The organism is Tenacibaculum todarodis (assembly GCF_001889045.1).
GTDB lineage: Bacteria > Bacteroidota > Bacteroidia > Flavobacteriales > Flavobacteriaceae > Polaribacter > Polaribacter todarodis.
On sequence record NZ_CP018155.1, the window covers coordinates 1,995,928 to 2,008,537 of the forward strand.

Here is a 12,610-nt window from a genome sequence, read left to right on the forward strand (position 1 = left end):
GATAGATACGTTTACCAACCACCAGTTGCTCCACCTCCACCAAAACTTCCGCCTCCGAAACCACCGCCAAAGCCGCCGCCTCCAAAACTTCCTCCGCCAGAAGAACCGCCAAAGCCGCCGAAACCACCTGAACTTCTACCTGAGTTACTTAAAATAATAGTTTCTAGTATACTTCTTGTATTTCCATCTCTTCTATAGCTTCTTCTATTTCCATTGCCGTTTCCTTTATTTCCTCTTGAAATTAAAATGAAAATAATGACAATAAAAATTATAAAAAGAATAAACGGTAAAATACTACCATCAGAATTTTGTTGTCGAGTTCCTTGATACTCGCCATTCATTACTTTAAAAACTGAATCAGAACCTTTGTCTAGACCTCTGTAATAACTTCCATTTCTAAATTCTGGTAAAATAACACGTTCTATTATTTGACGTGAAGTGTAATCCGTCATTAAATGTTCTGTTCCTTTTCCTGTAGCAATTGTAATTTTTCTGTCATCTTCTGCCAATAACATTAAAATACCATTGTCTTCATTTTCTTGACCAATTCCCCATTTTTCTCCCCAATTTGCTGCTAAATAAGCAATATTTTCACCTTCAGTAGATTTAATAATGGCTACTACAATTTGTGTAGAAGTAGAATCAGAATACTTAATCAACTTATTTTCTAATGATTTCTTTTCACTTGGAGAAAGTAAGTTTACGTAATCATAAACACTTGTTTGATCTGTATTTTTTTTAGGTTTTTCAGGAATCTGAAATCCTTGCGCAATTAAGTTTTGAGCAAACAAAAGCCCAATTAAGAAAAGTAAATATGTAGTTTTTTTAAAACTCATTTTAGTTCTTAGAAATTTCATTAGATAATTCATCTTCATCTTTAATACTCCAAGGAAAATGAGCTTGTAATTCTTTACCAGCACTTAACACACCGTCAACAATTCCTTGTTTAAAATTTCCGTTTTTAAAATGATTTTGCATGGTGTTTTTTGTTGTTTCCCAAAAGTTTTTAGGTACAACTGCATCAATACCTTTATCACCATAAATAACAAACTTATGGTCATCTACGGCAACGTAAATCAACACTGCGTTTTCTAGTTGGGTATTGAACATTTTAAGCATGTGAAATACTTCTAACGCTCTTTCAAAGTGCGCTTTATCGGTTTTTCTTTCGATATGCACTCTAATTTCGCCAGAAGTATTTCTTTCTGCTTGTCTAATTGCAGAAACAATTTCCTGTTCTTCTTCTATAGATAGAAAATCTTCTACTTTAGACATTCTTATTTGTCTTTTTTACTGAAGTCAAAATCAACATCTGGAGCATTTTCAGAACCAGCATCCGCTTTATAACGAGTCATTTCATCGAAATTAAATAAACCTGCTAATAAAGAACCAGGAAATACTTTTATATGCTTATTATATTTATTTACACCTTCATTAAAACGGTCTCTTGCTACATTAATTCTGTTTTCTGTACCTTCTAACTGGCTCTGCAACTCTAAAAAGTTAGCATTTGCTTTTAATTCAGGGTAACGTTCAACAGAAACTAATAATTTTGATAACGCTCCACTCATACCTTGTTGCGCTTGTTGAAATTGAGCCATTTTTTCTGGTGTTAAATCTCCAGCATTAATATTTACTGATGTAGCTTTTGCTCTTGCATTAATTACATCTGTTAATGTTTCTTTTTCAAAATCTGCAGCTCCTTGTACTGTTTTTACTAAGTTTCCTATTAAATCGTTTCTACGTTGATAAGAGCTTTCTACATTAGACCATGTAGTTTTTGCGTCTTCTTGTAAAACTACAGCGTCATTATTAAATCCAACTCCCCAATTATAAAGTGCGAAAGCAATAACTGCAAGAATTATTACGGGTACTAACCATTTTTTCATAATTTCTAAATATTTAATTTTTGATTGATTTTTTGTTTTACAATAATACGCAATAAATTCGAGTTTTTAAAGCGATGTTCCGCCGTCTAACGTAATGGTTTGCCCCGTAATAAAGCGTGTATTATCGGAAGCCAACCAAACAACTGCATCTGCAATTTCTTCTGCTTTTCCATAACGCTTCATCGGAATTACACTTTTAAGAATGGCATCCATTTCTGGCTTTGCTCCAATTAACTGATTTAATAAAGCCGATTCCGTATAACCAGGACAAACGGCATTTACTCTAATGTTTTTAGTAGCATATTCCATCGCCGCAGACTTTGTCATACCAACAACTGCAAATTTACTTGCACTGTAACTAATATTATTGGGTGACGCTTTTAAACCTGCCAAAGAAGCAATATTTACAATATTACCATAACCTTGCTCTAAAAATTGTTGTAATGCAACCTTCATACAATAAAAAACCCCTGTTTGATTCACAGCAATTACCGCATCCCAATCTTTTAATCTAGACTCATGAGTTCTTAATAAATTAGGACCAATTCCTGCGTTATTTACTATTACATCTAACTTCCCAAACTCATTTACTGTAGAATTTACTAGGTTTTCTACCTCTTCAAACTTTGCAACATTACATTTATTAACGATTGCTTTTCCTTTGTTTGAAATTATTTCATCAACTACTTTTTGAGCGCTTTCGGTATTGATGTCAGAAACTACAACGGTTGCTCCAAATTTTGCAAAATGAATTGCTGTTGCTCTTCCAATTCCAGAACCTGCTCCAGTAACTATTACAATTTTATCTTTTACTTCCATATTATTAAATTTTAATTTGGGCGTTCCTAAAAAGGTCGGGCTTTACACTATATCTTTTACTTTGTTCTCGATACAAATTTTTTTCATTCTTCAAAAATTCACTCGAACTGACAGTAAAAGGATGCCGTTTCAATCCCTAACGCAAATCCGTCTTGTTAAAATAATTATGATGTCATATTATAATTTACAACATATTAATCTTGAATCTGATAATGCGGATGCTCTTAATTCTCTTGGATACTCTTTGAATTGCATCAACTTAAAAAATTCGTTTTTGTTAGCATATTTTACAATGAGAACTTCATCCCATAATTTTTCTTCTGAAGGACCAATTATTGTTGTCATTGGTTTTCCTTTAAAAATGATTTCTGCTTCTATCTTTTGAAAAAAAGGAAAGGCAGCTTTCATATATTCTTTATAGGTTTCTTTTCCTGTTTTTCCTGTGGAAGAAACTTGTTCTTTATAATTTAAATAATTAAGCATAAAAACAGGTGTGCTTTCATCAAAAGTTGACAAAACAGCTAAACCTTCTTTATTTATATTTTGATGATTTTCTTCCATATTTCTTCAGTATTGTCACTTCGAGTGAAATTCTTTTTTCAAGAATTTTGTATCGAGAAGTTTTAGCGTGTTCTCGATACAATTTTTTCGTTCCTCAAAATCACTCGAACTGACAGTTCGTGATTCTTTTTAATCAATTTTGTTGGTTTTTATCGATTTTAGAGCCAATTTACAGCATAATTCGGCTGCTTTATTCAAATTAGCAAAACGTGGATCTGTGGTCCAACCTTTTTTATATCGATAGTAAATTTGTTGCGCAATTACCGCAATTTTAAATAATCCGAAGACATAATAAAACACCAAATTATCTACATTCCTTCCTGATTTTTCAGCATACATTTGAGCTATTTCACTTCTAATTGGGTTTCCTTCAAAAATTGTTGGCGACGGAATTCCTTGTTTCACAAAATCATTATCTGTGGCAATTGTCCAATAACCGAGTGAAGTTCCTAAATCCATTAACGGATCTCCCAACGTTGCCATTTCCCAATCTAAAACCGCTGAAACTTCTTTCCAAGAATTATCTTTAAAAACAACATTATCGTACTTAAAATCATTATGAATCAAGCAATGATTGTATGCTGTTGGCTGATTCTCTTGCATCCATTTCATTACCATTTCTGCTTCTGGATACTCGTCTGTTTTTGCTTTTACATATTGCTTTCCCCAATTGATAACTTGTCTTTCTACATATCCTTCAGGTCTTCCTAAATCTGTTAAACCAACCGATTTATAATCTACATTATGTAATTCTACCAACGTATCTAACCAAGAGTTTGCAATCATTTTATATTCCGCTTGCGAAATATTTCTTTGTTTCGCTTCTTTATAGTTTAAAATGATGCCTTCTACTTTTTCCATAATGTAGAAATCGCTTCCTAAAACAGCTTCGTCTTCACAAAAACTATACATTTTAGGAACTTTTGAAAACGCTTTGCTTACACCACTTTGTACTTTAAATTCACGACTCATATCGTGACCGCGTTTAATGGCGCCAACTGGTGGTTTTCTCAACACATATTCTTTATTTTCAATCTGAAGTAAATACGTCAAGTTAGAATAACCGTGTGTAAATTGATTGACAAACAAATAACTTTCAACTGAATTTATCAATTCATTTTCTTGAAGGTATTTCTTCAATAAAACTTCATTTAACTCTTCGCCTTTTCTTACTTTTTGGTTACTCATTACTTACTTCCGTATTTCTTAATACAACTTTTTCCTAATTGATACATATGTACTTCATCGGGTCCATCTGCTAAACGCAACATTCTTGCAATGGCAAAATAATGCGGTAAATACGTATCTGGACCAACACCTTTTCCACCTAAAATTTGCATCGCTCTATCGATAACATTCAGTGCCATATTGGGTGCAACAATTTTTATCATAGCAATAATATCTTTAGCTTCTTTATTTCCTAACTTATCCATTTTATCGGCTGCAGAAAGTGTTAACAAACGTGCTTGTTCAATTTCGCATTGCGATTTTGCAATTTCATGACGAATGCTACTATAATCGTAAAACTTTTTACCAAAAGTTTCTCTTTCCAACGTTCTTTTAGACATTGTTTCTAACGCATATTGCGCCATACCAACCAAACGCATACAATGATGAATTCTACCAGGACCTAAACGACCTTGGGCAATTTCGAAACCTCTACCTTCACCTAAAATTAAGTTTTCCTTCGGAACACGAACATTTGTTAACTGAATTTCTGCGTGACCTTCAGGAGAATCGTAATAACCCATTACAGAAAGTGGACGAATAATTTCTAAACCCTCAGTATTCATAGGAACCAACACCATACTTTGTTGTTGATGCCTGTGCGCATTTACATCGGTTTTCCCCATAATAATGGCAACTTTACAATGCGGATCCATTGCGCCAGAAGACCACCATTTTCTTCCGTTAATTACATATTCATCGCCATCTAAAACTATGGATGTTTCAATATTTGTAGCATCTGAAGAAGCAACTTGTGGTTCTGTCATTAAAAAAGCAGAACGAATTTCTCCGTTCATTAATGGTTCTAACCATTGTTTTTTCTGGGCTTCATTTCCGTATTTTGCCAAGACTTCCATATTACCTGTATCTGGAGCTGAACAATTAAAAATTTCTGAAATCCAGATTTTCTCGCCCATTATTTCAGCAAGTGGCGCATATTCTAAATTGGTTAAACCTGGACTTAAATCTCCATAATCTTTTGGTAGAAATAAATTCCACAAACCAGCTTCTTTGGCTTTTTGTTTTAACGTTTCTGTCTTCGGAAAACGCTTCCACATATTGTCTTTATTACTTTGAAAAGCAATAAATTCTTCTTCAATAGGAACAATATGTTCATCAATAAAAGCTCTTAACTTTTGCTGTAAATCTTTTGATTTTTGTGAGTATTCGAAGTTCATCTATTCAATGTTCTTTTATCAGTTATCAATTATAAAAAAATGAAAAATTGATAATTTATTATTGTTAAATGTTAATTGTTTATCCAGCAATCATATAACCACCATCAGCAGTGTAAACTCCTCCTGTCATATAATTTCCTGCATCAGAAGCTAATAAACAAGCCAAACCAACCATTTCTTCTGGCATTCCCATTCTTGCACTTGGCAAAGACTTTTCAATCTTACCTAATATTTTTTCGTTTTGCCATAAGGCTGCACTGAATTTTGTTTTAATCAAACCTGGACAAATTGCATTGGCTTTTACACCGTGTTGTCCCCATTCTTTTGCTTGATTTTTAGTCAGCATTAAAATTGCTGCTTTACTTGTGCTGTAAATTCCCAATCCGAAACCTGGAGTTAAAGATTCTACAGATGCAATATTAATGATGCTTCCGTTTTTATTCGCTTTAAAATGTGGTAACACCAAGTTAGATAAAGACCAAGGCGCTTTTACATTTACATCCATAATTTTATCAAAAATTGCAGGATCTACATCTTCAATAGGTCCAAAAACTGGATTTATTGCTGCATTATTTACCAAGATATCTATGCGTCCAAAAGCTTCAACTGTTTTTTCTACTAAATTTTTACGCTGATCTTCTTTACCAATATGACAGGCAATTCCGATTGCTTTTAAACCTTCGTTTGTAAATTCTTTTGCAACTTCATCGCAGGCTTCTTGATTTCTACTTGAAATTACAACTTGTGCTCCGTTTTCTGCTAAACCTTTGGCAATTGCCTTTCCAATTCCTTTACTGGAACCTGTTATAATAGCTACTTTTCCTTCTAAATTAAATTGTTCTTTTATATTCATTATAAAATGTATTCTTTGTCTTTTTTGATGGTTATTTCTTCATTATTCATTAAAGATTCTGCTAACGAATTTGTTTTTGGAACCTCATATTTAAAGTAGAATTTCATCGTATGAATTTTACTTTCATAAAATGTTTCTGAATATTTTTTATTAGGATTATTTAATTCACTTTTAGCATCAACAGCCATTTCTAACCACAACCAACCTAAAGTAATAATACTCATATACTCCATAAATAAATTGGCATCTGCTAAATAACGCTCGTAGTTTCCTTTCATGGCAAAAGGCATTAAATGACCCAATACTTTTTGTGAAAGCTGTAATTTTTCTCCTAAAATAGCAGCATACTTTTTTAAGTCATCATCTTTAGAAGCCAACTGAATTGTTTGCATAATTTCAGCAACCAACAACTCTAATCCTTTTCCGTTTTGCATTGGCACTTTTCTGCCTAACAAATCTTGTGATTGAATTCCGGTTGTACCTTCATACAAAGCAGAAATTCTAATATCTCTATAATATTGTTGCAAAGAAAAGTCTGTACAAAATCCGTAACCACCAAGTACTTGCAAGCCATTATCTACCGATTCTGCTCCAGCTTCCGAAGGAAACGTTTTTACAATTGGAATTATCATTTCTAACAACAAATTGTATTTTTCTTTCTCTTCTTTTGAAGAAGTTGAATGAATAATATCGTGATATTTTGATGCTAAAAACACCAAACTTAAAGAACCTTCTGCAATTGCTTTTTGCAACAACAACATTCTTCTAACATCAGGATGTTCAATAATTAGACTCTGTTTTTCGGTCGGATTTTTCTTTCCATCCGCAGTTAACTTTCTTCCTTGAGGTCTTTCATTTGCATATTGTAACGATGCTCTATAAGCTGCCATAGTAATTGCTGCAGCACCACGACCAACAGCAATTCTTGCGCCATTCATCATTAAAAACATTTGATTTAAACCTTTGTGTTCTTCACCAACAAGCCAACCTCTACAATCATCTGAATCTCCAAAACCTAAATGTGTGGTACAATAACCTTTTTGTCCCATTTTTTGAAAATCGGCAACTGTCATTACATCATTATATTCTAATGTTCCGTCTTCTTTTAATCTATTTTTAGGAACTACAAAAAGAGAAATTCCTTTGGTTCCTTTTGGCGCACCTTCTATTCTTGCCAAAACCAAATGCACAAAATTATCTGCGTATTGATGATCTCCACCAGAAATAAATATTTTTTGCCCGCTTATTTTATAGAAACCTTCTTCAGTTGGAGTTGCTTTTGTTGTTATATCCGAAAGTGAACTTCCCGCTTGCGGCTCTGTTAAACACATGGTTCCTCCCCAAACTCCAGAGAGCATATTTGGTACGTAGGTTTTCTTTAATTCTTCGGTTCCAAATTCGGTAATTAATTCTGCTGAACCTTGTGTTAAACTTGGATAACCAGGTAAATGATTGTTAGCTGCATCCATAATATAAACTGCAGCTTGTAGTGCCGAAAAAGGCATCTGCAACCCTCCATCTTCATAGTTAAAACAGGCCGAAATAATGCCCATTTCACCAGATTGTTTCATCATTGTGCCCACTTGTTTGTGCACAATTACAGTTCCGTCTTTATGATACGCAGGATTTTCATCCATTTCTTTAAAATATGGATACAATTCTCTGTCTGAAAACTCTTTTACAGAATCTATAAAAAGATTTAAAGATTCCATATCGTGATCTTGAAACCTTTCTGCTGTAAGTAAATTTTCTAAATTGTGGATATCATAAAGTATGTATTTAAGTGTTTCGAGATCTACATACTTCTTTGGCATAATATTTAGTTTTAAATTTGATTAGTTCTCAAATATAACGAAAAATATTATGCGTGCATAATAAATTAAAATGTAAGATGATTTTTTAAAAAGAAAGTAAAATTAAAGTTGGTCTTTAATCTTCTGAAGTTCTGCCTTTACAGATTCTAATCTGCTAATAATTTCGTGATTATTTACAACAGTTTCAGGATTTTTCTTGAGCTTTTGTTTTGCTCCTTCTAATGTAAAACCACGTTCTTTAACTAAATTGTAGATTAATTTGAAGTTTTCTACATCTTCTTTAGTAAACAGTCGATTACCCTTTGCATTCTTTTTTGGTTTGATAATGTCAAACTCTTTTTCCCAAAAACGAATATGCGATGTGTTTACATCAAAAGCTTTGGCTACTTCGCCAATTTTATAATATCTCTTTTCAGGTAAATTTATATGCATTATTCAGTATTCAGTATTCAGTATTCAGTATTCAAAAATGAAAAAAAGTAAAGTGAATACATAAGAATAAATTAAACTCACCAAATTTCTTATTTCTCGTCTATAAACTCAAAAATTAATCGTAAGATTGGCCTTCTTCTTCAGCAGCTTTTTGCATAGCCAAAAACTCTTCAGGAGTTAAATCTCCATAATAATAATAAATAGGATTTAAGGGTCTATTATCTTTATGGATTTCATAATGTAAATGAGCAGAAACAGATCTTCCTGTATTACCAACATAACCAATTAAATCTCCTCTTTTTACTTTTTGACCTTTTCTTGCTTTTATTTTACTCATGTGAGCATAAATGGTAGTATAACCATAACCATGATCTATATATACAACTTTACCAAAAGTTGAACTTCTTTTTGCATGAATAACTTTACCATTTCCTGATGCGTAAATTGGAGTACCTGTTGGAGCTGTAAAATCCATTCCATTATGCATTTTAGGGTATTTTAAAATAGGATGCATTCTCATTCCAAAACCTGATGCCATACGAGTTAAGTCTTCTTTTTTTACAGGTTGAATTGCTGGAATAGAGGCTAACATTTTTTCTTTTTCCTTAGCTAATTGTACAATTTCATCTAAAGATTTAGACTGCACCACTAACTGTTTAGACAAAACATCTACATTTTTAGTCAATTCTTTAATCATTGTAGAATTATCAAAACCTTCAAGATGTTTATATCTGTTAACTCCACCAAAACCTGCTTTACGTTGTTCTTCTGGTATTGGATTTGCTTCAAAATAAGTTCTATAAATATTATTATCTCTTTCTTGTAACTGTCCTAAAACGTTAGAACTTTCTTCCATTCGCTTATTTAAAACTTGATATTGGAGCATTAAATTATCTAACTCATGCTTTTGTGCACGCTCATTTGGTGACATTAAGAATTGACTAAAGCCAATAAAACCGAAGAAAGCAATTAATAAAACTGCCATGAAACCAAAAATGGTTTTTCTATAAAGTACGCTTTTTTTTACTTCAATTTTACGATAAGAAAGCGTTTCTGCGTCGTAATAATATTTTACTTTTGCCATACAGCTAATTATGCTATTTTTGTGGTTTTCTATTTGGTACGTCCAAAATGGAAACTCACAAATTTACAAAATGTTTTACAACTACTTTTTTTTAGTTGTTTTTTAATGATAATTTAACAGTTTTACTGTATGAAATCTCAAGAAGTAAGAGCAAAATTTTTAGACTTTTTTAAAGAAAAATCGCACTTAATAGTACCATCAGCACCAATGGTTACTAAAGATGATCCAACATTAATGTTTGTAAATTCTGGAATGGCGCCTTTTAAGGAATATTTCTTAGGAAATGGAACTCCAAAAAATAATAGAATTTCAGATTCTCAAAAGTGTTTACGTGTTTCTGGTAAACATAACGATTTAGAAGAAGTTGGTTATGACACCTATCATCATACGCTTTTTGAAATGTTAGGAAACTGGTCTTTTGGAGATTACTTTAAAAAAGAAGCTATTGCTTGGGCTTGGGAATTATTGACTGAAGTTTACGGTATAGATAAAGATATTTTATACGTTACTGTTTTTGAAGGAAGCGATGATGCTGACAATCTAAAAATGGATCAAGAAGCGTATGATCTTTGGAAAGAATTAATTCCGGAAGACAGAATTCTTATGGGAAATAAGAAAGATAATTTCTGGGAAATGGGAGAACAAGGACCTTGTGGACCGTGTTCAGAAATTCATATAGATATTAGAACTCCTGAAGAAAAAGCAAAAGTAGATGGTAAAACTTTAGTAAATGAAGATCATCCGCAGGTTGTAGAAATTTGGAACTTAGTTTTTATGCAATACAACCGTAAAGCAAACGGTTCTTTAGAAGGCTTACCAAATAAACATATTGATACAGGAATGGGTTTTGAGCGTTTGTGTATGGTTTTACAAGATGTAAAATCTAATTATGACACTGATGTTTTTACACCAATTATTCGTGAAATTGAAACAATTACTAATACTGAATACAATAAAGGTGAAAAAACTGATATTGCAATTCGTGTAATTTCAGATCACGTAAGAGCTGTAGCATTTTCTATTGCAGATGGTCAATTACCAAGTAATAATGGTGCTGGTTATGTAATTAGAAGAATTTTACGACGTGCCGTTCGTTACGGATTTACATTCTTAAATAAAAAAGAACCTTTTATATATCGATTAGTTGATGTTTTAAGCAAAAAAATGGGAACAGCTTTCCCAGAGTTAAAAGCACAAAAACAACTTATAGAAAACGTAATAAAAGAAGAAGAAACTTCTTTTTTAAGGACTTTAGATCAAGGACTACTATTATTAGATAAAATTATTTCTAAGACAGATTCAAAAGAAATTTCAGGAGAAAAAGTTTTCGAACTTAAAGATACGTATGGTTTTCCTGAAGATTTAACGGATTTAATTCTTCGTGAAAAAGGTTATACGTATAATAGCGAAGAATTTAACCAAAAACTTAAAGAGCAAAAAGAAAGAGGAAAACAAGCATCTCAAGTTAAATCTGATGATTGGACAATCTTACATCATGATGAAGTTGAAGAATTTATTGGATATGATACTTTAGAAGCGCATGTAAAAATTACGCGCTATCGTAAAGTTGTTTCTAAAAAAGATGGTGAAATGTATCAACTTGTTTTTAATATAACTCCATTTTATCCAGAAGGCGGTGGTCAAGTTGGTGATAAAGGGTATTTGGAAGATGAGCATGGTGATGTAGTTTATATATTAGATACAAAAAAGGAGAATAATGTAATTATTCATTTTGCAAAAAACTTACCTAAACATAAAGACGAAGTATTAAAAGTAGTAGTTGATGCAAAACAACGATACAGAACAGAATGCAACCATACTGCAACGCACTTATTACACCAAGCATTAAGAGAAGTTTTAGGTGAACATGTAGAGCAAAAAGGCTCTGCTGTTCATTCTAAATATTTACGATTCGATTTTTCTCATTTTTCTAAAGTAACTTCAGAGCAATTAACAGAAGTAGAAAATTTTGTAAACAGAAGAATTGAAGGAAAACTCCCGTTTGAAGAAAATAGAAGTGTACCCATGGAAAAGGCAATTGAAGAAGGTGCAATGGCATTGTTTGGTGAGAAATATGGAGATTCAGTTAGAACAGTAAGGTTTGGGCAATCTATTGAATTATGTGGAGGAACTCACGTACAAAACACGGGAGACATATGGCATTTTAAAATTAAATCTGAAGGCGCAGTTGCTTCAGGAATTAGAAGAATTGAGGCAATCACAAACGATGCTGTAAAAGATTTTTATACTGAAAACAACAAAGCTTTACATGAAGTAAAAGGACTATTGAATAATACAAAAGATCCTATAAAAGCTGTCCAGAAACTTCAAGATGAGAATGTTTCTTTACAAAAGCAAATTGAATCGTTATTAAAGGACAAGGCAAATAACATGAAAATTGAAATTAAGAATCAACTCCAAGAAATAAATGGGGTTCGATTTTTATCAAAAAAAATAGATTTAGATCAGAATAGTATTAAAAACTTAATGTTTGAACTTGGACAAGAATATAAAAATTTATTTTTATTCTTTGCTACTTCAGACTCTCCACAAAAAGCAATGTTAACTTGTTATATTTCTAAAGAATTAACAACAGAACGTGGTTATGATGCTGGTCAAGTTGTTAGAGAATTAGGGAAAGCTATTCACGGTGGTGGTGGTGGACAATCTTTCTTTGCAACTGCAGGTGGTAAAAATCCTGGCGGAATTCCAAAAGTATTAGAACGCGCTAAAGATTATTTAGTTTAAAAAAC

At 32.3% G+C, this 12,610-nt stretch carries 12 protein-coding genes; 1 reads left to right on the plus strand and 11 read right to left on the minus strand.

Translation table 11 applies throughout. The features are described from left to right. Positions 1-11: 11 nt before the first annotated feature. The 11 genes from LPB136_RS09055 to LPB136_RS09105 all read right to left on the minus strand — a co-directional run bounded on the left by LPB136_RS09055 (position 12) and on the right by LPB136_RS09105 (position 9,857). Entirely contained in the window at positions 12-836 is an 825-nt protein-coding gene (locus LPB136_RS09055; protein ID WP_158009628.1) for a TPM domain-containing protein, read from the minus strand. Between the two features lies 1 nt (position 837). Continuing rightward, positions 838-1,275: a TPM domain-containing protein gene (locus tag LPB136_RS09060; RefSeq protein ID WP_072556010.1), complete on the minus strand. Its 438-nt coding sequence runs from the start codon at positions 1,273-1,275 to the stop codon at positions 838-840. 2 nt (positions 1,276-1,277) lie between these two features. Beyond that, positions 1,278-1,889, minus strand: a complete 612-nt coding sequence (locus tag LPB136_RS09065; protein WP_072556011.1) for a LemA family protein — start codon at positions 1,887-1,889, stop codon at positions 1,278-1,280. A gap of 66 nt (positions 1,890-1,955) precedes the next feature. After that, positions 1,956-2,708 carry an SDR family NAD(P)-dependent oxidoreductase gene (locus LPB136_RS09070; RefSeq protein ID WP_072556012.1) on the minus strand — a complete coding sequence of 251 codons (753 nt, stop codon included), beginning with the start codon at positions 2,706-2,708 and terminating at the stop codon, positions 1,956-1,958. A gap of 177 nt (positions 2,709-2,885) precedes the next feature. Next, the gene (locus LPB136_RS09075) at positions 2,886-3,269 is read right to left on the minus strand and encodes a hypothetical protein (protein WP_072556013.1); all 384 of its coding nucleotides are present in this window, start codon (positions 3,267-3,269) and stop codon (positions 2,886-2,888) included. Between the two features lie 129 nt (positions 3,270-3,398). Then, positions 3,399-4,457: a phosphotransferase family protein gene (locus LPB136_RS09080; protein WP_072556014.1), complete on the minus strand. Its 1,059-nt coding sequence runs from the start codon at positions 4,455-4,457 to the stop codon at positions 3,399-3,401. Further along, on the minus strand, positions 4,457-5,674 hold the full coding sequence (locus LPB136_RS09085) for an acyl-CoA dehydrogenase family protein (RefSeq protein ID WP_072556015.1): 1,218 nt from the start codon (positions 5,672-5,674) through the stop codon (positions 4,457-4,459). The genes LPB136_RS09080 and LPB136_RS09085 overlap by 1 nt, the downstream gene beginning before the upstream one ends. Positions 5,675-5,753: 79 nt before the next feature. Then, on the minus strand, positions 5,754-6,527 hold the full coding sequence (locus LPB136_RS09090) for an SDR family NAD(P)-dependent oxidoreductase (RefSeq protein ID WP_072556016.1): 774 nt from the start codon (positions 6,525-6,527) through the stop codon (positions 5,754-5,756). Beyond that, positions 6,527-8,341: an acyl-CoA dehydrogenase gene (locus tag LPB136_RS09095; protein ID WP_072556017.1), complete on the minus strand. Its 1,815-nt coding sequence runs from the start codon at positions 8,339-8,341 to the stop codon at positions 6,527-6,529. The genes LPB136_RS09090 and LPB136_RS09095 overlap by 1 nt, the downstream gene beginning before the upstream one ends. A gap of 102 nt (positions 8,342-8,443) precedes the next feature. Then, on the minus strand, positions 8,444-8,773 hold the full coding sequence (locus LPB136_RS09100) for a MerR family transcriptional regulator (RefSeq protein ID WP_072556018.1): 330 nt from the start codon (positions 8,771-8,773) through the stop codon (positions 8,444-8,446). 115 nt (positions 8,774-8,888) lie between these two features. Next, positions 8,889-9,857, minus strand: coding sequence for a M23 family metallopeptidase (locus LPB136_RS09105; RefSeq protein ID WP_072556019.1), 969 nt, complete (start codon positions 9,855-9,857; stop codon positions 8,889-8,891). Between the two features lie 129 nt (positions 9,858-9,986). On the opposite strand from LPB136_RS09105, the gene alaS reads away from it, so the two are divergent. Continuing rightward, positions 9,987-12,605, plus strand: coding sequence for an alanine--tRNA ligase (alaS, locus tag LPB136_RS09110; RefSeq protein ID WP_072556020.1), 2,619 nt, complete (start codon positions 9,987-9,989; stop codon positions 12,603-12,605). Positions 12,606-12,610 lie beyond the last annotated feature (5 nt).